Origin of the sequence: Alcanivorax sp., assembly GCF_019431375.1 — a bacterium.
Classification (GTDB): Bacteria; Pseudomonadota; Gammaproteobacteria; order Pseudomonadales; family Alcanivoracaceae; genus Alcanivorax; species Alcanivorax jadensis_A.
On the sequence record NZ_CP080267.1, the window covers coordinates 3,282,121 to 3,304,046 of the forward strand.

A 21,926-nucleotide genomic window follows, 5' to 3' on the forward strand; every position below is an offset into this window, starting at 1 on the left:
CTGTTTATTCCGCTTCCAGTACCATGGCGGCACCAATACCGCCGGCGGCGCAGGCGGTGGTCAGGGCCAGACCGCCACCGCGACGCTGCAGTTCATACAGTGCCTGGCTGATGACACGGGCGCCGGTGGCACCGAAGGGGTGGCCGTACGCGATCGAGCCGCCGTTCACGTTGAGAATGCTGCGATCTACCTCACCCAGGGCAGCGAGGCCGGTCTGGCTACGCACATAGTCATCGTCGGCCAGCCCTTTCAGGTTACAGGCCACCTGGCCGGCGAAGGCCTCGTGCATGTCCACCAGGGTCAGGTCTTTCAGGGCGAGTCCGGCACGAGCCATGGCCATGGGGGCGGCCAGCACAGGGCCCATCAGCAAATCATCCTGAGGGCTGCGGGCAGCAAAAGCGTAGGAGCGGATATAACCCAGCGGCTCGTAGCCCAGCGCCTTGGCTTTTTTCTCACTCATCATCAGCAGGGCGCCAGCACCATCGGTGAGTGGGCTGCTGTTGGCGGCGGTAACGCTACCGGAGACCTTGTCGAAAACCGGCTTCAGTTTGCTGTAGCCGGCACGCTCGGAGTTCTTGCGCACCAGGTTGTCGTCCTTCAGTGGGGTCGCATTGGGCGGCAGGAAGGCGGTCATCACCTGTTTGTCCAGGCGGCCTTCGGCCCAGGCGCGGGCGGCGTTGCTGTGGGAGGCATGGGCAAGGTCGTCCTGCTCCTGGCGGCTGATGCCCCACTTCTTGACCATCTTCTCGGTGCTTTCGCCCATGGTCTCGCCCACCGAGTATTCGGTAATGGACGGTGCCTGGGGCAGCAGGTCTTTCGCCTTAAGCTGGCTGAGCAGCTTGATGCGGTCCTTCATGGTCTTGGCGAAGCTCACGTCACGCAGTACCGCGCTCAGCTCGGAGGACAGTGGCACCCGGGCGCAGCTGGTGGAGTCGGTGCCACCGGCAATGGCCACATCGGTGTAACCGGCGACAATGTTGTCGGCCACGCTGGCGGCGGTCTGGAAGCTGGTGGCGCAGGCACGGGTGATGGAGTAGGCGTCCACCGTGTCCATGCCCAGGGCGAGGGCGATTTCCCGGGCAATAAAGGGCGCTTCCGGGATCATCACCGTCATGCCGAACACCAGTTGCTCGATATCGCGCTGGTCCAGGTTGTTGCGGGCCATCAGTTCCTTCACGGCCATGGCGCCCAGGTCGATGGCGTTCAGGTCTTTATAGTGGGTGGCGATACGGGCGAACGGGGTACGCAGACCATCCACCACGGCCACGCGGCCGCTGCGGCCAGCCAGCTTCATTTTGCGTACAGGCATTCCAGACTCCTTGCAGGGGTTGCCGGTCACGGTGTAATTTTAATTACACTAAATGTGACATTGAATAGTGACAAAGTGTGTCGAGACTAGAAGCCTCCTGGCAGCGAGTCAATGCCGCAATGTGCTCTGTCCGACAGAGGTGTAATAAGAATTACAGTGCAAGGAAATGAGCGTGTGAGAAACGGTACGGCAGTGCTTCCCGAATCCCGCCAGGACCCGGCGGTGCGCCAGCGCATCGAATGGGCGGCGGTGCAGGTGTTTGCGGATTCGGAATTCCATCAGGTGACGCTGCAGCAGATTGCCAGCGCCGCCCGCTGCAGCCTGCAGACCCTCTACCGGTACTACGGCAGCAAAGAGGCGCTGCTCAGCGCCTGCCTGCACCATGGCCTGGAGCAGTTGGCCGAACGCATGCTGGATCACCTGGCCGGCATCGATACCTTCCGCGACCGGCTCAGCAAGGTGTTCTGGGTGGTGCTGGATTTCTTCGACCGCAACCCGCAGATGGGGCGGATGATGATCAACTCGGTCTATCCGGGCCGTTGGGGTAGCGATACCACGCCGGGCCAGCAGCGCCTTACCGAGCTGTTCCTGAGCGTGCTGCGTGAGGGGCAGGAGCAGGGCATCCTCAACAGCCAGGTGGCCACGCCGATCCTGCTGGACTTCTTCTACGGGGTGCTACTGCGCATTTCCCAAATGCACCTGCTGCGGGGACGCCCTGGACGCATGGCGGATCAGCACGGGGTGCTGTTCGATATGCTGTGGCGGGCAATAACGGTGTGAGCTTGTCGGCCCATCGGGCCAATCGTTGCGCCTTTGCTTGTGGTTTGATCGGGGCTTTTCTATGTTGATCAGCTCGCAGTAGAACAATGAAGAGGTCACATATGCAGTCAGGCACGGTGAGCAGTAACGGTATCGAGCTTTTTTATGAGAGTCGTGGCCCGGAAAACGGGGAGCCCATTGTCTTTGTCATGGGGCTGTCGGCGCAGATGGTGTTCTGGCCGGAACCGTTGCTGGATGCACTGGTGGAGCGTGGCTACCGGGTGATCCGTTTCGACAACCGGGATGTGGGCAAATCCACCCGCATTCGCAAGCCTTTCAAACAGGGGCCGCTGGTTGCCTTGTTGCGTTATACCCTTGGGTTGTCTGTGGACAGTGCCTATACCTTGCACGATATGGTGGCAGACACCGTGGGTCTGCTGGATGCGTTGAACATCGAACGGGCCCATTTTGCCGGGGCCTCCATGGGCGGCATGATCAGCCAGTTGATGGCTGCCAGCCACCCGGAACGGGTGTTGTCACTTACCTCCATCATGTCCAGCAACAACAGTCCCTACCTGCCGTTGCCGAAACCGGCGGCCCTCAAGACCCTGGTGGCCCCCCGCGTCAAAGTGGAAACCGAAGACCAGTTCGTGGCCTTCGGCCTGGAAATGATGAGCAAGCTGGCGGGTACCCTGCCCCAGGGCCGCGACGAACTGGAAGCCATGTATCGGGAGTGCTGGGCCCGCGGCATCAACCCCCGCGGTATTCGCAATCAGTTCCTGGCTGTGCTGGCCACCGGTACCCTGACCAAACACCTTAAACAGATCCGCTGCCCGACCACCGTGGTCCACGGCGGCGCCGATCCCCTGATCCGCCCCGCCGGCGGCAAAGCCTCTGCCCGTCATATTCGCGGTGCCAAGCTGGTGATCATCCCCGGCATGGGCCACGACTTCCCGCCGTCAGCTATTGAGCGGATTGGTGATCTGATTGCCGAAACAGTGGCGCGGGCGAATTCGGTGGTGCAGCCGGCGATGGCGTAGGCGCGGTCGGTGCTTTTCCGGCGTGGGCTTCGTCAGGCCGGGAAAACACCGTATCGGGATGATTCAGAACCGGTCCATGGAGAAACCCGCCAGATAACCAATGGCAGCTTACGGGTCGTAACTGTTTCAAGGGTGGGTGCTGAATTCTGTCCCGTTTGCTTGCGATTGTTCAGGGAGCGCAAAGAGCGTAGCGTGAGAGATGACAGGGACGTTCAAGTCTCAAGACGTTCCAGCCGGTGCCTCATGCCAGCGACCTGAGCACCGAAGACACCCAATGGAGGCGATGTGCAAGCCGACTCCTGGCCGGACACGCGCCCGGCACTCGCTCAGTACCGCTCTCCCAGCCGTGGAAAGGCGGTGTGGCAGCTCATCAATACGCTGGTTCCTTACGCCGGCCTGTGGTACTTGATGATTCTTTCTTTCCAGCAGGATTGGTCCTATCTATGGACGCTGGCGCTCTCGGTGGCGGCGGCGGCGTTTCTGGTTCGCCTGTTCATGATTTTCCACGATTGTGTCCATGGATCGTTCCTGCCGTCGAAGCGAGCCAATACCTGGACCGGCCGCCTTTTGGGGATTCTCGTTTTTACGGCATTCGATGACTGGCGCCTCAGCCACCTGCGTCATCACGTCAGTTACGCCAATCTTGATGCCCGTGGATTTGGCGATATCTGGACACTTACCTTGTGCGAATATAAACAATTACCCAGGCTCAACCGCTGGTTTTACCGGCTTTACCGCAACCCTGTGGTGCTCCTGGGGTTCGGTGCCATTTTCAATTTCTTGCTGCGAAACCGGTTGCCGAGGCGGAAAGTGCAGAAGAAACAGCGGATGAGTGTTGTGTTCACCAACCTCGCCATCCTAGGCGTATTCCTGGTTGCCGCGAATACGATGGGTTGGCAGACGTATTTGTGGATTCAGTTGCCCGTGCTCTGGCTGGCCGGTATGGGCGGAATCTGGCTTTTTTACGTGCAACACCAGTTCGAAGGCGGTTACTGGGCCCGCAAGGGTGAGTGGGACCCGCTGCGTGCCGCCATGGAAGGCAGCTCTTACTATCAATTACCAACTATCTTGCGCTGGTTTTCGGCGAATATCGGCTACCATCATATCCACCATCTCTGCTCACGCATCCCCAATTACCGTTTGCCTGAGTGTTACAACGAGGTGCCCGCCGTGCGTGACAAAGCACCTTTGACGTTGCGACAGAGCCTGGCGGCCTTTCAGCTCAAGCTGTGGGATGAAAGTCTGCAAAAGATGGTCCCCTTCGCCTAGGGAGGCTCTGAATAACTCCTTGCCTACTCAGCTGGGTTTATCGCCCGCTGCAGCCTGCTTTGACTGCAATGCATCGGCCTCTTCAGGCTCAGGTTGTGGCGTCTCCGGCGCGGTGGGATGGGTTTCCTCTGCCGCCAATCGCTCCGCTTCCCGTTCAGATTCTCGTAGTAGCAGCCGTTCAATCCGTTCATTCAGCAGTTTGTCTCTCTCTTCGCGGCGACGCGCTTCCAGGGCCAGGTCCTTGTAAAGAGAATACGCCATCAGGACCATCAGCAGCATAAACGGGAACGCGGCGACAATGGAGACGGTGCGTAGACCCAGCAGGCCGCCACTAAGTAGCAGCGCCGACGCCATCAACAGCTGTAGCAGGCCCCACAGGATGCGTACAAAGCGGGTAGGGTTAAGGATGCCTTTGGAGGTAAACATGCCCAGCACGAAGGTGGCGGAGTCAGCTGACGTGACCACAAACATGGCCACCAGAATAATGGCGCCAATCGCTGCATAGAATCCGCCCGGCAGTTGCTCCAGCAGTACGTAAAGTCCGGCCGGGACTTCCTGTGCAACGGCGTCAGCGATACCGGCATTCCCGAACAATTCGTAGTGAATAGCGGATCCGCCAAAGGTGGAGAACCACAGCATGCTCAAAATCACTGGCACGATCATGACGCCCAGTACAAATTCGCGAATTGAGCGGCCCCGGGAAATACGGGCGATAAAGCTGCCGACGAAAGGTGCCCAGCTGAGGCCCCAGGCCCAGTAGAAGATGGTCCACTGCTGCACCCAGTGTTCACTGGAATAAGGGGTGGTTACCAGGCTCATTTGTACGATGTTACCCAGGTATTCCCCTACGGTTTGAGTGAACTCGCTGAAGATGAACGGGGTGGGTCCGAGTATCAGTACAAACAGTAACAGCCCCGCTGCCAGCGCCATATTGGCACTGCTCAGATAGCGGATTCCCCACTTCAGGGGCGTCATGGCAGAGAGAATAAACAACAGGCCGAGCCCGGCCATAATCAGTAGTTGCGGCGTTGCCCCGTAGGGCACGTCGGAGAGTCTGGCGAGCCCACTGTTGATCTGCAGCGCACCCAGGCCGAGTGTAGTGGCCACACCAAAAAGCGTAGAGACGACCGCCAGAGTGTCGATTGCCTTGCCCCAGCCGTGATCTACTCTGTCACCAAGCAGGGGTCTAAAGGTTTCACTGATCAGTCCGTGGCTGTTGTGACGGAAGCGCACATAGGCAATAGCCAGCCCTACCACCGTAAAATTGGCCCATTGATGCAGCCCCCAGTGGAAAAACGCATAGCGCATACCGGTCTGTGCGGCTTCTGCGGTTCGTGGCGTGCCGATCCCGAGGGGGGGAGAGTTGAAATGCATCATGGGCTCCGCTACGCCCCAGAACACCAGGCCGACGCCCATCCCTCCGGAAAAGATCATGGCCAGCCAGCTTTTGAAACTGAACTCCGGCGGTTCGTCATCCGGCCCGAGACGAATACTGCCGAAACGAGAAAAGGCCAGCCCCAAAGCGAAAAGAACAAAGCCGCTGGTAGCCATCAAGTACAGCCAGCCAAAATTATTGGCTGTTGCATCAAGGATCTTCTGGGCTTGCCTCTGTACCGCGTCGGGGTCGACCATCGCTGCCGTCAGAAAACCGGCAATCAACAGCAGCGACAGATAGAAGACGGTGCCGACATCGCCCAGTAGCTGGTTTCTCCACCGTCTTAACCTGTCCATAGTGTTCCTTGTGCAATCAGTGTCTGTTTTCCTGGCTTTGCTATGGCATGAACCACCAGGGAAGAATTGGTGTGTGCCTCCACCCCGTCATGGTCTGCAATATAGACTTGATTATCAGCAGCGTGAACGCGCGCCGGGCCACATACAAGTCGTAGCAGACCATACACAACGTTGAGCCTGGGGCGTTGTGACAGATCATGTTTCCAACTATGCGAACTGATGGAGAATCAGGATTTCAGGGAGAGTTCTTTCCCTGTCAGTAAGGAGCAGAGGTGAGAGCGTTGATGTTTCCCGGGAAATCAGGCCCTGTTAAAGGGAAACATAATTGCCTGGTCGATATTGTTGAGGCGCTGCCCGGCCATGAGAAGGCGCTCAACCCCGATGGCGACGCCACTGCATTCGGGGAGAGATGATGCCATTGCTGCCAGTAGATAGGCGTCTTCTTCCATGATATTCATGCCCTGTTCCCGCCGCAGTGCATTGTCTTTCTCAAACCGCTGTTGCTGTTCGGTAGCGTCGGTGAGTTCCTGGTAACCATTAGCCAGCTCCAGGCCCCGATAATAGATCTCAAAGCGGCATGCCACGGTGGTGCCGTCCTTGTCATCACAGGTCTGCGCCAGGGCCGCGGCCCAGCCGGGGAAGTTGGTGACCACGGAAAGCTGTTCTGCGGGGAGGGCGGGTTCTACCCGGGTGGCCATGAGGTAATCCACGGCAGCGGATTTATTGAGGTCTTTCGGGGCGCCGTGTGATTCGGCGTTGGCGATCAGATCTGCGTCATCGGTGGTGAGTGGATCGAGACCGGTGACGTGGCGGAACAGGTCGCGGAAGCGGTAGGTTCTTGACTGGGCGCGGGGGAAGAGCACGTCGAATAACGCCAGGCACTCTTGCACCAGATCATCCAGCGCAAAGCCCGGGCGGTACCATTCCAGCATGGTGAATTCGGGATTGTGGCGGCCGCCGGCTTCGCCATCCCGGTAGGCCTTGCAGATCTGGTAGATGGGGCCGCTGCCTGCCGCCAGCAGGCGTTTCATGTGGTATTCCGGTGAGCTTTGCAGGTAGCCGTAACCGGGCACCGGGATGCACTGGATGTGGGGGTCGCTGACGCCGTAATGGGCCAGTTGCGGGGTGTCCACTTCCAGTACGTTGCGGGCGGCAAAAAAAGCGCGCACCGTGCTCAGCAGCTCGGCGCGCGCTTTGATGGCCTCCAGCGAGGCGGTGGGCTGCCAGTCGGTCACGACTAGCTCTTGATGCGACCCACGTAATCGCCGGTGCGGGTGTCCACCTTGACGATCTCGCCTTCCTGAACGAACAGAGGCACACGCACTACAGCGCCGGTGCTCAGGGTGGCGGGCTTGCCGCCGGTGCCGGCGGTGTCGCCTTTCAGGCCCGGGTCGGTTTCCACGATCTGCAGTTCCACGAAGTTCGGCGGGCTGACGGACAGGGGTTCACCGTTGTAGAGGGTGACCTCACAGATATCTTCTTCTTTCAGCCACTTCTTGGCATCGCCCACGGCGGCTTCGTCGGCCTGCTTCTGCTCGAAGGTGGTCTGGTCCATGAAGTGCCAGAATTCGCCATCGCTGAAGATGTACTGCATGGACACGTCCATCACGTCGGCGCCTTCCAGGGAGTCGCCGGACTTGAAGGTGCGGTCCCAGACTTTGCCGGTTTTCAGGTTGCGCAGTCTGACGCGGTTGAACGCCTGGCCCTTGCCGGGCTTGACGAATTCGTTCTCGATGATGGCGCAGGGGTCGCCATCGAGCATCACTTTCAAGCCGGACTTGAATTCACTGGTAGAATAGTTGGCCATAAATGTTGTTCCAAAGGTTGATGTATGGCGTCGCGAAGGCTGGCAATGATAACGCAGGACGAGGCTGGTTGGGAGTTGCCGGGCTGGCAGCGCCAGCAGGCGGACCTGATTACCGATCCGGCGGAGCTGCTCGGCCTGCTGCAACTGGAGGCGGAGTCGCTGCCCGAAATACTGGCGGCCGCGGAGGGTTTTCCCCTGCGCGTGCCCCGTGGCTATGTGCGGCTGATGGAGCGAGGCAACCCGGATGATCCGTTGTTGCGGCAGGTGCTCAGCGTGCCGGCGGAGCTGCGTGAGGAGGACGGCTACAGCAGTGATCCGCTGGAGGAAGCCGCTCACACCCCGGTGCCCGGGCTGCTGCATAAGTACCATGGCCGTGCGCTGCTGGTGGTCACCGGCGCCTGCGCGGTGCACTGTCGCTACTGTTTTCGCCGGCATTTTCCCTACCAGAGTCACCTGAGCGGCAAGCGCTGGGATCAGGCGCTGGAGTGGCTGGCGTCGCGCCCGGATATCCGCGAGGTGATCCTCAGTGGCGGCGACCCGCTGACCCTGAACAATCGCCGTTTGCAGGAATTGCTGGCGGCGCTGGCTCAGATCCCGCATCTGCGCCGGCTGCGTATTCATAGCCGCACGCCGGTGGTCATTCCCGAGCGGCTGGATGAGCCGCTGCTGGCCCTGCTGTCGGATTCACGCTGGCAGACCGCCCTGGTGCTGCACGCCAATCACCCCCGGGAAATCAGTGATGCGCTGGTGGCCCGTTGCCAGCAGTGGCGGCGGGAAGGCATTACCCTGCTGAACCAGAGTGTACTGCTGGCCGGGGTGAATGATTCCGTGGCGATTCTGGAGGCGTTATCGGATCGTCTCCATGAGGCCGGGGTGACGCCTTACTACCTGCACCAACTGGATGCGGTGCAGGGCGCTGCCCATTTTGCCGTGCCGGATACACGCGCTATGCAATTACATGGGGAGCTGCGCGGCCGATTGCCGGGCTTTCTGGTGCCAAGACTGTCCCGGGAAGAACCGGGGGAGCCGGCAAAGACCGTATTGGCGGGCTAGAGCGTCCGCCGGTCGGCGAGAGCACAACGTTTACAGGTCTGTAACGGTATCGTAAAGTCGTGTGACGAAGGACACACAGAAAACAAGAACTACTACTTAATAACTAGAGGGTCACCTTAACAATTCCTTGCACATAAGACGTTAAAGAAATTGTTAAGGGCTCCCCATCTGGGTGCCACCGAGATAAGGATTATCTTCAATGGAGCAACCAGCCCAGACGGTGCGTTTGAAACTTCCCGAGCAGGATTTGCCGCACCTGACACTTGGCGCTGATCAGCCGAAAAAGCTGCAACAGTGGGTTGACGCTCTCCCGGTCATGAATATGGGAGAAACTGCGCGTCAGCTTTATCAGTTCATTCAGGAACTGAACCGGCTGCAAATCGATTCCAAACAGCGCTTCCAGTTGCTGGAAGTGGTGCGTCCTTCCATTTTGCATGTCAGTGATTCCCTGCAGAAACATTACCTGAACCAGTCTCTGGTATTGCCGGATAAGGCTCGCCGCGTGGCCAGTCTGGCCCAGGCCCTGCAGGGGCATCTTGCCAACGGTTACAAGCTGGTGGCGGTTCGCGGCATGCGCAAGCTCAAGGACAAGGCCGTCCGGCGGGCGGTGACCACAGCGATCCATCGTGCCATCAATGCCCTTGGCGATACCCTGTTGCGTTGCTATCAGCTGTATTTTCCCAGCCCCCGGCATCTCTGGCTGGAGCTGCACCAGCTTTACCTGCTGGCGGAGTTGCACGGCATCGCCACCACGCCGGTAGACGATGAAAAAGGCAATTCCAGTATCCAGTCCGCCTATGCCCGCTGCCTGTTGCTGGCCACTGCCAAGCCCAATCAGTTGCGCCAACAGGAGCTGGCCGCGTTGTATAAGGCCACGTTCACCTGGGGCGATCTCATCGAGATCAAGACCGCCAGTGATGATGACGATTTGTTCGTGTTCGACCTGCAGGCAGATCGTCCACCGATTTATCGCACCCATGCTTCGCAGGCTACGGATAGCTGGCGTTATATCGATTCCACCCGGTTGGTACAGGCGATCAGTGCCTGGAAAGATGAGCCCCAGAACAGCGATCTGCTGGTTCCCAAAGGCCTTGACGAAAGCATGATGGCCCACTTGCAGCAGGTGTGGGGGGCGCTTACCGAGCGGGCCTTCAAGCGTATGGCGGAAAGCGGGGAGATTGAGCTGTGCTTTGGACTGGTGGGGGTGCACTATTTCCTGTCCGGCAAGGTGCCGTTTGAAACGCTGATTGAGCGGGGCAGTTTATCGGTGATGGGCGAAGGGGAAGAGAATAACCCCTTCCTGCGAAATATCAGCATGAGTAGCCGGCAAAAACAGCAACAGGACGACCCCTGGGCCACCGCTTATCAGTCCGAGTTCCCCAATGAAACCATAGATATCGGTAAGCCGGATTCCTCCCTTCGCAGTGAGGCGCCGCTACCCGAGAGTTACCACTGCCAGAAGGTGAATGCGAGTCCTGGCGGTTATTGCTTGTCCTGGCAGGGGAATACGCCGAGCCTGATGCGCACGGGTGAATTGCTGGCGCTGCGGGATCACCCGGACAGCCAGTGGATGCTGGCGGTAGTGCGCTGGGTGACCCAGCTACCCAATCATGGTGCCCGCTTCGGGGTGGAGCTATTGGCACCTGGCGGCCGGCCTGTGGCAGCCCGGGCCCTGCGAAAACAGGGGGATGACAGTGATTTCATGCGTGCCATCCTGCTGCCAGAGCTGGCCGGCGTTGGTCAGCCGGCTACCTTGTTACTGCCCACCGTGGGTTTCAATGAAGGGGTAAAAGTGGAGTTGGTTGAGGCGGGCGAGCCCCGTCGCGTACAGTTGCTTCGTCGCGTCCAGGGCGCATCCGGGTTTAGCCAGTACCCGTTCCGGGATATGGCGACCCCCTCCGCTCCTGCCAAGCCGGTGAGCGGCGATGATGAAGGTGATCTGGATTCTATCTGGTCCAGTTTATAATAACGAAAAGGGAGCGATTTGCGCTTCCGACCCGTTATCAAGGTCACAGCGAGGATGCTGTGTGATGGTTTACTGCCATTGGCCGGGCCGCTTTTCATAAACAGAAAACAGGGAATCTGCCGCTTCCTTTTCCGGTAAAGGTCGGCCAGTTCTCTCTTTTTCTGCGGGAAAGTTGCCAAGACAGGGTTGTCAGGCACAATGGTAGGCCGTACGAAAACAGTATGAGTCGTCACCCCATGAGCTATGCCCTGGATAATCTCCGTCTACTGATCGCCCACGATTCACAGGATGAGGCCGAGCAGCTGATGAATATGCTGCGCAATGCCGGTCGGGCGACCCGGGCGCAACTGGCCCTGGGCGAGGATGACTTGCTGCGGGCTCTCAAGGGCGGCGCCTGGGAGCTGATGCTTTGTCGGCCGACCTTTGGTGATGGTAGTTTCGAATCTGCCATGGCCCATCTCAAGCGCCTGGGCAAGGCGGTGCCGGTGATCCTGCTGGAAAACACCTTTTCCGCTGAAACCGTCAAGGCTGCCCTGTTGCAGGGAGCCAGCGGTGTGGTCCCCAATGACGATCGGGACATGCTCACTTTGATGGTGGACCGGGTGGTGGAAAACCTGCGTCTGCGCAAGGAGCTGCAGCATTCCGAGATTGCCCGCCATGATGCGGAAAAGCGGCTTTCCCTGCTGATGGACCAGAGCCGTGACGCCATCGCCTATGTGCTCGATGGCATGCATATTCACGCCAACGACAATTACGTGGAGCTGTTCGGTTACGAAAGTGCCGACGACCTGGCCGGTGTCCCCATCATGGACATGGTGTCAGCCGCGGATCATGACAAGCTGAAGAAATTGTTGCGAAGTCGTGCCCAGGACGAAAGCCAGACCCAGGAACTGGAATGCAAGGGGGTCAACACCGAGGGCAACGAGTTTGATGCCTCTTTTACCTTTTCGCCCAGCACCTACGACGGTGAAGCCTGCACCCAGATTGTTATTCGGGCTGGTGGGGTGGATGAGAACGAAATGCAGGAACGGCTCCATGAGATGAGCCAGAAAGATCAGGTCACCGGCCTGTTTGCCCGCAAATGGTTTATGGATCAGCTTGATGATGCGGTAGCCGAAGCCGCCCGCGAGGGGCAACTGGCCACGGTATTGTATCTGCGCCTGGACGACTTCGAGCAACACCAGTCCTCTGTGGGGATCGATGGTGCCGATGACATTCTCCGGGCGGTGGCGGATTGGCTCGTTGGCCAGGTTGGTGACGCCAAGCTGGCCCGGGTGGATGGTGAGGATTTTGCCGTCTTGCTGCCGGTGGATGACACTGACGAGGCGGAAGAGCTGGCTGAACGCCTGCGGGCCGGCATTGAAGGGTTGATGCCGGAAGTGTCGGCCAAGACCATCCAGGTTACCGCCAGTGTGGGCGTGGCGTTTGTTCGCGAGGATGCCCGCAGTGGTCAGGGCACTCTCACCACGGCGCTGAAATGCTGTAACCAGGCCCAGCGGGAAAACAGCGGCAAAGGCAACAGCATCAAGGTGCATGATCCCATGGACGAAGTGGCTGCCGGTTCTTCCGAAGCCATCGTTATGCTGCTGCGTCAGGCGCTGGAGCAGGGCAGTTTCAATCTGCGTTATCAACCGCTGATGAACTTGGAAGACGACAGCGAGCATGTCTTTGAAGTGTTCGTGAACCTGCCCCAGAAACAGGGTGAAGTCATGGAGGCCGGCGAATTCATTCCCGTGGCCGCAGAGCAGGGCCTGGTGGGCAAGATCGATCGCTGGGTGGTACTTAATGCCATGCGTGCGGCGGCGACCATGAGTGAACCGGTAAAGTTGGTGTTCAATATCAATGGCGGTTCTCTGGCCGATGCCTCCCTGGCGGACTGGCTGCTCAAGGCCATGCGTGCCGCCAAGATGGATGGTTCGCGCCTGACTTTCCAGCTTACCGAAGGCGATGCCACCACTTACCTGAAACAGGCCGGCGTGTTTGCCGAGAAAATGAAAAGCGCGGGCTGTGGTATCTCCATCAGCCGTTTCGGCGGCGGCCTGGACCCGTTCAAGTTGTTCCAGCACATCCCAGCTACCATGGTGAAATTTGAAGGCTCCTTCACCCAGGATGTGGCCAAAAGTGAAGGCCGCCAGCGCCTCGCAGAGATCGTTAAGCAGGTGAAGGAAGGCAATCGCAAGACGGTGGTCGGCTTTGTTGAATCCGCCGCCCAGATGCAGGCCCTGTGGACTCTTGGCGGTGTGGACTACCTGCAGGGCTTCTACCTGCAGGCGCCGATGGAGACGTTGCAGATTCCTGAGTCGGCGTAAATCAGTTAACAGTTAACAGTGAATAGTTAACAGCTCGCGATCAGGGCTGTTTTTGATCTGCAACGCAAGAGGCCGCGCCCATCGTCTGGGCGCGGCCTCTTGCGTTTAAAGCGAGACAGGACACAACCGCGTCGCTGTTAACTATTCACTTTTCACTATTAACTGCCTTTTAACAGCTCCGCCTGATCCTTGTCCCGCACCCCGATCAGATACAGAATTCCGTCCAGACCCAGGGTGGAGATGGCCTGTTCGGCGTTTTGTTTGACCAGGGGCTTGGCGCGGAAGGCGATGCCCAGGCCGGCTTCGCCGAGCATGGGCAGGTCGTTGGCGCCGTCGCCCACGGCGATCACCTGTTCCAGGCTGATGCCTTCCTGGGCGGCGATCTGTTTGAGCAGGTCGGCCTTGCGCTGGCCGTTGACGATCTGGCCGACTACCCGGCCGGTGACCTGGCCATTCTCGATTTCCAGCTCATTGGCGTACACATAGTCGATGCCCAGCAACTGCTGCAGCCACTGGCCGAACCAGGTGAAGCCGCCGGAGAGAATGGCCGTGCGATAGCCCAGGGCACGCAGGGTGCTGATCAGCCGTTGAGCCCCTTCGGTGAGCTGGATGCGTTCGCGCACCCGCTCCAGGGCACCTTCATCCAGCCCCTTGAGCAGGGCCACCCGGGCCCGGAAACTTTCGTTGAAATCCAGTTCGCCGCGCATGGCCCGCTCGGTGATTTCTGCCACCTCTTCGCCCACCCCGGCTTCCATGGCCAGCTCGTCGATCACTTCGGAGCGGATCAGGGTGGAATCCATATCGAACACCACCAGGCGCCGGTTACGGCGGAAGGCGCTGTCGCGCTGGAAGGCGATGTCCAGGTTGCGTTCGTTGGCGATGCTGAGGAAGGCGGCGCGCATGGCTTCGCCATCCTTCGGTTCGCCACGCACGGAAATCTCGATGCAGGCGCGGCTGTCCTCGTTGAGAGATTCCCCTTCCAGATGCACCCGGCCGGACAGGCGGGCAATGCTGTCGATATTCAGGCCGTTGTCAGCCACTGTGGCGGTCACGTCGGACAACTGCTCGGCGGTAATCTTGCGCGCCAGCAGGGTGATGATGTGGCGATCCTTGCCCTGGCCGGCGACCCATTCCTCGTAGCGGTCCTCATCAATGGGCCGGAAACGCACATTGATGTTCAGCTTGTGGGCCTCGAACAGCAGATCCTTGAGCACCGCCGAGGACTCTGCGTCCGGTGGGGTTTCCACCAGAATGCCCAGCGACAGGGTGTCGTGGATCACGGCCTGGCCAATATCCAGGATATTGAGCCGGTAACGGGCCAGAATCCGGGTGAAAGCGGCGGTCAGACCGGGACGGTCACTGCCGGATACCTGAATCAGAATGATCTCGCGCACGCATGGGCTCCCGGGGGCAAGTCAGACAAGCGGAAGGCGGAAGCAGTGGCTCCCGCGAAAACCGCGTAAGGGTAGCAGAAATGGTACCGCAAGCGGCAGTGTCTTGGCTTGAAGACAGGCCAGTGCAGAAACACGACTTCAACGTCAGGCTTTGTCCGTTCTTGTTGGTTGTTTGTGAGAACAGAGCGATTAACCGATGTTTTACATCGCCAACCGTCCGCTGATGCACCATCGCTGCTAAGGTGCGCCGATTCGGTCAACGCCACTTTGGCGTGTCGCGGTATACTGCGCGCGAGCTCAATACTACGGAATGCAACTCTATGTCCCTGTGGGAACAATGGCGGCCATGGATTCGGCAACAACGCAGCCTGCTGCGTGAGTTGATCCTGATGCTGCTGGCCATGCTGGTGGTCGGTGTCTATTTTCTTGAGCACTTCTCCGCGCGGCTGGAGCAGGAGCGCAGGGTGCAGCTGCAGGCGCTGGCTGAACAGACTGCCCGCCGGGCTGCCGAGGCCCTGGCCAGCGATGATTCCATCAGCATCAACCTGATCGGCCGGGAAACCGTGCAGCTGGCCCCGGTGGCCGGGGTGCGCTTTCAGGATGCGGCGGATATTCAGGTGGGCCTGACCGGGGTGTCCCGCTCCGATCTGGTGATCTCGGTGCCGGTGGCGCTACCGGACGGTGAGCTGGCGGGTACCTTGACCCTGCTGGGCGACACCAGTGCCCTGCCGCGCCAGCGGCTGGAAGCCGGTTTTGTGTTGGCGGTGCTGTGCCTGTTGCTGCTGCGGGTGGCGGCTGCCCTGATCCAGCAGCGCCTGCTGCCCCCGTCGCCGGAACCCGCAGAACCGACACCGGCAGAGGCCCCAGCGGCTTCACCGCTGGCCACTCCTGCATCGACGCAGGCGCTGGCCGAGCCCTTGCCGGAAGGCGCTAAGCCACTGGCCCAGTTGCGCCTGAGTATCGTCAATTTCGAACACATCCGTCAGCGTTATACACAGGCGGCCATGGTCGAGGTGCTGGCGGATTATCAGCGTATTCTCGACAAGGTAGCGGGCATTTACGGTGGCCGGGTAGGCCAGAAGGTGGGGGATCAGGCCGGGCTGTTTTTCTACCAGGAGCCGGCATCTCGCTGTGCGTTTTCCGCGCTGTGCGCGGGCCTGCTTTTCCTTCGTGTAGTGCGTCTGCTGGCGCCGTTACGCAAGCAGCAGGGCAAGCCACCACTGGAATTCAAGGCGCTGGTCACCACCGATGGGGACCAGCAGGAAGCCTGGTCCCTGTGTGTGGCCGGGGTGCCAGGGCGGCTTAATGTGCCGGAAGCACAATTGGCCGCCACCGAGCTGGATGTGAAAGCCTTGTACCAGCCGGAAAAGGCCCAGGTGGTTACCGCTGGCGATCACAAGGTACGGCTACAGCCGGTTGAGCAATTGGCTCACCGTTACCAGAACCTGCTGCGCACTCAGGCGGATACCTTGCTGTCCGAAGAGGGCGGCGACGATGGCTCACCCAGCAGGTAGCGGCTCATGGCCTGCTGTACCCGCTGATTGAGGTCGGGGATGCCGGTGTTGCCGAACAGGCGATTGAATTCCAGGATGTAGGGGTGGCCGTCCACCATGGCCACATCGAACCCGGCATGGTTGATGCCCAGATAGCGGGCCATCCCTTCCACCAGGGAAATGGCATTGTCCGGTACCGACAGATCGGTGCGCACGCGCCCGCCCTGGCTTACGTTGTTCAGAAAGCCCGCCCCTTCTCGCCAGTAACTGGCTACCACTTCCTCGCCCACCACCACTACGCGCAGGTCGCGCACAATGGGTAGCAGCTTCTGGATATAGAGCACGGCTTCGCGCTCCGCATAGTCCAGAAACTGCTGGCGATTCTCGATCAGGTAGACGCCCATGCCCTGGCTGGAGCGCACTGATTTGGCCACAAACGGAAATCGCCATTGATCCAGCACCTGGCCAATACCGTACTTGTCGGAGGCGACGATCAGGGTTTCCGGCACATGTTCCGGGCAGGCGGTCTGCAGGGCACGGGTCATCTCCACCTTGTCATGCCCCAGGTGGTAACTGCTCAGGCTGGGGAAGATCGGCCGCTTGAGCACGTAATGCAGGCTGTTGATCTGCCAGTAACCGGGGAACAGCAACCAGTCCGCTTCCGCCAACGCATCGCGGTGCTGGTTCATGTGTTCGGGCTTGATATAACGCACGCCGGGCAGGCCCAGGGTGCGGAAAGGATCGAAAGTGATCAGTTTCACGGAGACGATCTCAGGAGAGGTGCGCTTTTTTAAGGTGCTTTGACCAACCGGTCAAGCCCCTTTGTCGGGATTCGTCCTTGGCATGGGCGGAGCGGGCGGCTAGCCTTGCCCGACAAATAATGATTGGGAGAGCTGTCGTGACCTTGCCGACATTGGAAAGCGATCTGGTTCTGGTGACACATACCGAATCAGTGATGGAAATTACCCTGAACCGCCCGGACAAACTGAATGCCCTTACCGGCGCCATGTACCGGGATCTGATTGCCCTGCTCAACGCCGCGGAACAGAGCGATGACATCCGTGTGGTGCTGTTTGCAGCCGAAGGCAAATCCTTCAGCGCTGGCAACGACCTGGTGGATTTTCTCAATGCCAAACCCGGTGAAGTGGGCGAGGCGGCAAATTTCATCAAGGCCATCTATGCCTTCCCGAAAGTGGTGGTAGCCGCTGTTCAGGGCAATGCGGTGGGCGTGGGAACCACCATGCTGCTGCACATGGATATGGTGGTGGCGTCTGACGATGCCAAGTTCATCACTCCCTTCGCCGATCTCGGCGCAGTGCCGGAAGCCGGTTCCGCCAAGCTGTTGCCGGACTGGCTGGGCTACCAGCGCGCCGCCCGCATGCTGCTGCTGGGTGAGCCCATGCTGGCACAGGAGGCCTTCGAGGCCGGCCTGATCGCCAAGGTAGTGAGCCGTGATGAGCTGCAGGCCACCGCCCGCGGCTGGGCCGCCACCCTGGCAAAGAAACCGCCCAGAGCCCTGCGCGAGAGCAAGCGGCTGATGCGCCAGGCAATCAGCAAGCCGCTGCAGGATGTGCTGGAGGAAGATCTGGCCCTGTTTGGCGAGATGCTGCAGGGGGATGAGGCCAAGGCGGTGCTGGCGGCCATGGTGAACAAGGGCAAGGGGTAAAGGCAGCTGCGAGCTTCTAGCTTCTAGCTGCTAGCTTCGAGGTGCGATAGCGCTCTTTGGGGTCTGAATGTCTGTGCCCGCGCCCAACCATGGGCGCGGGCACAGACCCTTGATTACTGACAAGCCAACCCGCGCCTAGTAGCTAGCAGCTCATAGCTAAAAAATCCCCGCATCCAGCCCTGCCGCCAGATACATCCCCAACTCTTCCACCTGTTGCTCGAAATCATCCTGCCAGTCTCCGCGCAGAACCATCGGGTCCTGCACCCAGTTCCAACGCAGGCCGGTGACGATGCTTTCCACCGCCCGGCGGGTGCCGGTGCCGTCGTGGCCGGCGCGGATGTAGAGGGCACAGGGCAGGCCCTGTTTTTCTTCAAGTACCGGGTAGTAGGTGCGGTCGAAAAAATCTTTCAGGGCGCCACTCATATAGCCCAGATTTTCCGTGGTGCCGAGCAGAATGGCATCACAGGCCATCACGTCCTCGGGGCCCGCTTCCAGAGGCGGCTTAACCGTTACGGTCACGTTCTCGATATCTTCATGGCCGGCGCCCCGGGCCGCAGCGTCACGCAGTTTCAAGGTATTTGGCGACGGGGCGTGGGCGACGATCAGCAGGTGTTTCATGGTCTCGCAATTCAATGCAGTCGATGATGCCAGCATAGCAGCTACGAGCTACGAGCTACGAGCTACAAGCTACAAGCTACTAGAAGTGGAGGTTTCGAATTTAGTCTTTCTCTCGTAGCTCGTAGCTAGAGGCTCGTAGCTTTTAACTCTCTACATAATTCAACGGCAGTGCCGCCGTATCCACCACCCGTCGCATGACAAAACTGGAATGTACACCGCTGACCCCTTCGATGCGGGTGATCTTGTTGAGCAGGAAATGCTGGTAGCCATCGATGTCCGGCACCACCACCTTGAGCAGATAATCGGCTTCCTGGCCGGTGACCAGGTAGCACTGTTGCACTTCCGGGTAGCTGGCTACCTTTTCCTCGAAGTTGGCGAAGCGTTCCGGGGTGTGGCGGTCCATGCTGATCTGGATGATCACGGTCAGGTCCAGGCCCAGTTTACGGGCGTCCAGCACGGTTTCCCGTTTGAGAATAATGCCGGCGGCTTCCAGCTTCTGTACCCGCCGGGAGCAGGGGGAGGGTGATAGCCCCACGGTTTCCGCCAGCTGCTGGTTAGTCAGCCCGCCATTGTGCTGCAGCGCTTCCAGGATGCGCAGGTCGGTGCGGTCCAGTTTTGCCAGTTCCTTTGCTTTCATGTGGGTAAATCCTGATTTTTGCTATTTGTGAGCAATAATATTGCTTATATGGCCGGGAATGGATGGAAAAAGCAAGCACATTGCCGGTTTGCTGCCGTAAAGTATCTCTCGTGGGGCGATGATGTGAGCCGTCAAAAGCGGCCCGCCACTCTTCGCGGCCACCGGTGCCTACCGGCGCTCTGATCGATACCCGAGATCACAGATAACGAGTTGTTAGCCCAATCCCGCAGTCATCCCTCGGATTGGGTTGGGAATTCACCGCGGGGGGCAGGTAATGCCCCTTTTTACTTTGAGGATTCGACATGAGCTTTGATCATCGCAAATACCAGCCTTTTCCTGTCATCGACAAACCCGACCGTCGCTGGCCCAGCCAGCGTATCGAGAAAGCCCCGCTGTGGGCGGCGGTGGACCTGCGCGATGGCAATCAGGCGCTGATCAAGCCCATGTCCGTGGCCCAGAAACGTCGCTTCTTTCAAATGCTGGTGGAGTTGGGCTTCAAGGAAATCGAGGTGGGTTTCCCGTCTGCCAGCCAGATTGACTATGACTTCTGCCGGGCCCTGATCGAGGAAGACCTGGTGCCGGATGACGTGCACATCCAGGTGCTCACCCAGGCCCGGGAAGACTTGATCGCCCGCACCTTTGAATCGCTCAAGGGCGCCAGGAACGCCATCGTGCATATCTACAACGCCACTTCGCCCACCTTCCGTGAGCAGGTGTTCGGCGTGGACAAGGCCGGTTGTAAGGCCATCGCGGTGCGCGCTGCCGAATGGGTGCGTGACTGTGCTGCGCAGCAGCCGGACACCCACTGGAGCTTCCAGTATTCCCCGGAAACCTTCAGCGCCACGGAAACCGATTTCGCCATCGAAGTGATTGATGCGGTGAACGCAGTATGGCGTCCGGATCAGGGGCAGCGGGTGATCATCAACCTGCCGGCCACCGTGGAAGTGAGCACCCCCAATGTGTTCGCCGACCAGGTGGAGCTGGTGCATGACAACATTCAACACCGCGAACATGTGATTATCAGTGTGCACACCCACGATGACCGTGGCTGTGGCGTGGCCGCTGCCGAGATGGCCGTGATGGCCGGCGCCGACCGGGTGGAAGGCACCCTGCTCGGCAATGGCGAGCGCACCGGCAACATGGACCTGGTCACCGCCGGCATGAACCTCTACAGCCAGGGCATCGACCCGCAAATCGACTTCTCGCGGATGAAGGAGATCGTCGCCCTGGTGGAAGAGATTACCGATATCCAGACTCACCCGCGTCATCCCTATGCCGGTGACCTGGTGTTCAGCGCGTTCTCCGGCAGCCACCAGGATGCCATCCGCAAGTGTCTCGCCCGCTATAAAGAAGGAGATATCTGGACGGCGGCCTATCTGCCCATCGACCCGGCAGATGTGGGGCGGCGCTATGAGGAAGTGGTGCGCATTAACTCCCAGTCCGGCAAGGGCGGCGTGGCCCATGTGCTGGAGCGGGATTTCGGCATCGACCTGCCGCGCTGGCTGCAGCAGGAACTGGCCGGGGTGGTGCAGAAAGACGCGGAAGAAGACGGCGGCGAGATCACCAGCGAACGGGTCCATCGTCGCTTCAACAGCGATTACCTGAACGTGCCACTGGGCTGGATGTTGCGCTCCTATGACCTGAACCGTTCGAACGATGCGGTGCAGGCCCAGATCAGCATCGGTGATGACAGCCAGCCGGTGACGCTGTTGTCCGGCCGGGGCGACGGCGCCATGTCGGCCCTGGTGGATGCGCTTAACCGACGTATCGGAGGTGAAGTGAAAGTGGTGTCCTTCGATGAGTATTCATTGGGCGACAGCACTGAAGCCAACGCCATGGCCTGTGTGCGGGTGCAGGTAGGGGAAACGGTGCAGAGTGCCGTAGCCACTGCGGCTGATACTACTGCTGCGGCCTTGCAGGCGATTCTGTCGGCAGTGGGCAGGGTGCAGGAAGGTAGTGAACAGTTAATAGTGAATAGTTAACAGCGGCGCGGGGTCGCGTCGACTGAGCTGAAAACGAAGAGGCCGCGCCCCCTGGTTGGGGGTGCGGTTTTCTGCTTTTGTAGGGTGTAAGGAACACATGGAAGGGGCTTTTGCTCAGTGAGCTCTGTGCTCTCTGTGGTAAATATGCTTTTTCTTCTGGGCCATGAGGTATGGCTCCAGCGTTAGACCAGAAAGGCGTTTAGCACCCGCCCCAGCAGTTGTTTTGCATCCTCAAACCGTTGCCCATCCGCCAGCATGCTGGCGCGGGGCTCCACCCAGGGGCCGTCAGCCAGGTCTTCCGGGCAGGCATCACATAGTGCTGCGGCATTGTCGGCTTGTAGTTCCAGATGAAACTGTAAGCCCAGCACATTATCCCCGTAACGAAATGCCTGATTGGGGCAGCCTTTGCTTTCCAGCAGGTGCACGGCACCGTCAGGAATGGCAAAGGTGTCGCCGTGCCAGTGCAGCACCGGCGGGGCGCCGGCAAACAGTTTGCCGATGCTGTCGGACTTGCCGGCGCTGGTGGGGTAGACCGGAAACCAGCCGATTTCCTTGTCCGGGTTGGCGGTTACCGGGGCGCACAGCACCCGGGCGATCAGTTGTGCACCAAGGCAGATGCCGAGGACTTTCTTGCCGGCGGCGATGCTGTCGCGAATCAGGGCCTTTTCCGCGGCCATCCAGGGATGGCTGCCGTCATCATCCGCTCCCATGGGGCCGCCCATGACGACCAGCACATCAAACTCGCCGGTGTCAGGGAGTGGCTCGCCCTGAAACAACAGCGATTGGCTGATGCTGATGTCGCGCTCCCGGAACCAGGCGTCCATGGCGCCCAGTTGTTCGAATGGGACGTGGGACAGGTAATGGATGCGCATGGTCTTTCCCTTTAACGCTAA

The 21,926-nt window shown here is 59.7% G+C and carries 18 protein-coding genes; 9 read left to right on the plus strand and 9 right to left on the minus strand.

Translation table 11 applies throughout. The features are described from left to right. Positions 1-4: 4 nt before the first annotated feature. The gene (fadI, locus tag KZ772_RS15380; RefSeq protein ID WP_290537386.1) at positions 5-1,309 is read right to left on the minus strand and encodes an acetyl-CoA C-acyltransferase FadI; all 1,305 of its coding nucleotides are present in this window, start codon (positions 1,307-1,309) and stop codon (positions 5-7) included. A gap of 174 nt (positions 1,310-1,483) precedes the next feature. Between fadI and KZ772_RS15385 the strand changes: the two genes are divergently transcribed. The 3 genes from KZ772_RS15385 to KZ772_RS15395 all read left to right on the plus strand — a co-directional run bounded on the left by KZ772_RS15385 (position 1,484) and on the right by KZ772_RS15395 (position 4,377). Continuing rightward, positions 1,484-2,089, plus strand: coding sequence for a TetR/AcrR family transcriptional regulator (locus KZ772_RS15385; RefSeq protein ID WP_290499466.1), 606 nt, complete (start codon positions 1,484-1,486; stop codon positions 2,087-2,089). A gap of 101 nt (positions 2,090-2,190) precedes the next feature. After that, entirely contained in the window at positions 2,191-3,108 is a 918-nt protein-coding gene (locus KZ772_RS15390; RefSeq protein WP_290537387.1) for an alpha/beta hydrolase, read from the plus strand. A gap of 285 nt (positions 3,109-3,393) precedes the next feature. Then, entirely contained in the window at positions 3,394-4,377 is a 984-nt protein-coding gene (locus KZ772_RS15395) for a fatty acid desaturase (RefSeq protein ID WP_290537388.1), read from the plus strand. Between the two features lie 27 nt (positions 4,378-4,404). Here the strand turns inward: KZ772_RS15395 and KZ772_RS15400 are convergent, their stop codons facing one another. The 3 genes from KZ772_RS15400 to efp form a co-directional block, all read right to left on the minus strand. After that, a complete protein-coding gene (locus KZ772_RS15400; RefSeq protein ID WP_290537389.1) occupies positions 4,405-6,108 on the minus strand; it encodes a BCCT family transporter in 1,704 nt (567 codons plus the stop codon). A 299-nt stretch (positions 6,109-6,407) separates the two neighbouring features. After that, the gene (gene epmA, locus KZ772_RS15405; protein ID WP_290537390.1) at positions 6,408-7,343 is read right to left on the minus strand and encodes an EF-P lysine aminoacylase EpmA; all 936 of its coding nucleotides are present in this window, start codon (positions 7,341-7,343) and stop codon (positions 6,408-6,410) included. A 2-nt stretch (positions 7,344-7,345) separates the two neighbouring features. Next, positions 7,346-7,915 carry an elongation factor P gene (efp, locus tag KZ772_RS15410; protein WP_290537391.1) on the minus strand — a complete coding sequence of 190 codons (570 nt, stop codon included), beginning with the start codon at positions 7,913-7,915 and terminating at the stop codon, positions 7,346-7,348. A 45-nt stretch (positions 7,916-7,960) separates the two neighbouring features. Here efp and epmB point away from each other — a divergent pair, with 45 nt between their 5' ends. The 3 genes from epmB to KZ772_RS15425 all read left to right on the plus strand — a co-directional run bounded on the left by epmB (position 7,961) and on the right by KZ772_RS15425 (position 13,243). After that, positions 7,961-8,968, plus strand: a complete 1,008-nt coding sequence (epmB, locus tag KZ772_RS15415) for an EF-P beta-lysylation protein EpmB (protein ID WP_290537392.1) — start codon at positions 7,961-7,963, stop codon at positions 8,966-8,968. Positions 8,969-9,167: 199 nt separating this feature from the next. Further along, positions 9,168-10,934, plus strand: coding sequence for a hypothetical protein (locus tag KZ772_RS15420; protein WP_290537393.1), 1,767 nt, complete (start codon positions 9,168-9,170; stop codon positions 10,932-10,934). Positions 10,935-11,155: 221 nt separating this feature from the next. Beyond that, positions 11,156-13,243, plus strand: coding sequence for an EAL domain-containing protein (locus KZ772_RS15425; protein ID WP_290537394.1), 2,088 nt, complete (start codon positions 11,156-11,158; stop codon positions 13,241-13,243). Positions 13,244-13,401: 158 nt separating this feature from the next. Here the strand turns inward: KZ772_RS15425 and serB are convergent, their stop codons facing one another. Beyond that, positions 13,402-14,637: a phosphoserine phosphatase SerB gene (serB, locus tag KZ772_RS15430; protein ID WP_290537395.1), complete on the minus strand. Its 1,236-nt coding sequence runs from the start codon at positions 14,635-14,637 to the stop codon at positions 13,402-13,404. A 320-nt stretch (positions 14,638-14,957) separates the two neighbouring features. Here serB and KZ772_RS15435 point away from each other — a divergent pair, with 320 nt between their 5' ends. Continuing rightward, positions 14,958-16,151: a hypothetical protein gene (locus KZ772_RS15435; protein ID WP_290537396.1), complete on the plus strand. Its 1,194-nt coding sequence runs from the start codon at positions 14,958-14,960 to the stop codon at positions 16,149-16,151. On the opposite strand, the gene KZ772_RS15440 is transcribed toward KZ772_RS15435, so the two are convergent. Next, a complete protein-coding gene (locus KZ772_RS15440) occupies positions 16,094-16,891 on the minus strand; it encodes a hypothetical protein (protein WP_290537397.1) in 798 nt (265 codons plus the stop codon). The genes KZ772_RS15435 and KZ772_RS15440 overlap by 58 nt on opposite strands. A gap of 137 nt (positions 16,892-17,028) precedes the next feature. Here KZ772_RS15440 and KZ772_RS15445 point away from each other — a divergent pair, with 137 nt between their 5' ends. Beyond that, on the plus strand, positions 17,029-17,796 hold the full coding sequence (locus KZ772_RS15445) for an enoyl-CoA hydratase-related protein (RefSeq protein WP_290537398.1): 768 nt from the start codon (positions 17,029-17,031) through the stop codon (positions 17,794-17,796). A 156-nt stretch (positions 17,797-17,952) separates the two neighbouring features. Here KZ772_RS15445 and KZ772_RS15450 read toward each other — a convergent pair whose 3' ends face one another. Further along, a complete protein-coding gene (locus tag KZ772_RS15450) occupies positions 17,953-18,414 on the minus strand; it encodes an NAD(P)H-dependent oxidoreductase (protein WP_290537399.1) in 462 nt (153 codons plus the stop codon). Between the two features lie 142 nt (positions 18,415-18,556). Then, entirely contained in the window at positions 18,557-19,051 is a 495-nt protein-coding gene (locus KZ772_RS15455) for an Lrp/AsnC family transcriptional regulator (protein WP_290537400.1), read from the minus strand. 302 nt (positions 19,052-19,353) lie between these two features. On the opposite strand from KZ772_RS15455, the gene KZ772_RS15460 reads away from it, so the two are divergent. Beyond that, the gene (locus tag KZ772_RS15460) at positions 19,354-21,033 is read left to right on the plus strand and encodes a 2-isopropylmalate synthase (RefSeq protein WP_290537401.1); all 1,680 of its coding nucleotides are present in this window, start codon (positions 19,354-19,356) and stop codon (positions 21,031-21,033) included. A gap of 182 nt (positions 21,034-21,215) precedes the next feature. Here KZ772_RS15460 and KZ772_RS15465 read toward each other — a convergent pair whose 3' ends face one another. After that, positions 21,216-21,905, minus strand: coding sequence for a type 1 glutamine amidotransferase (locus tag KZ772_RS15465; RefSeq protein WP_290537402.1), 690 nt, complete (start codon positions 21,903-21,905; stop codon positions 21,216-21,218). Between the last annotated feature and the right edge of the window lie 21 nt (positions 21,906-21,926).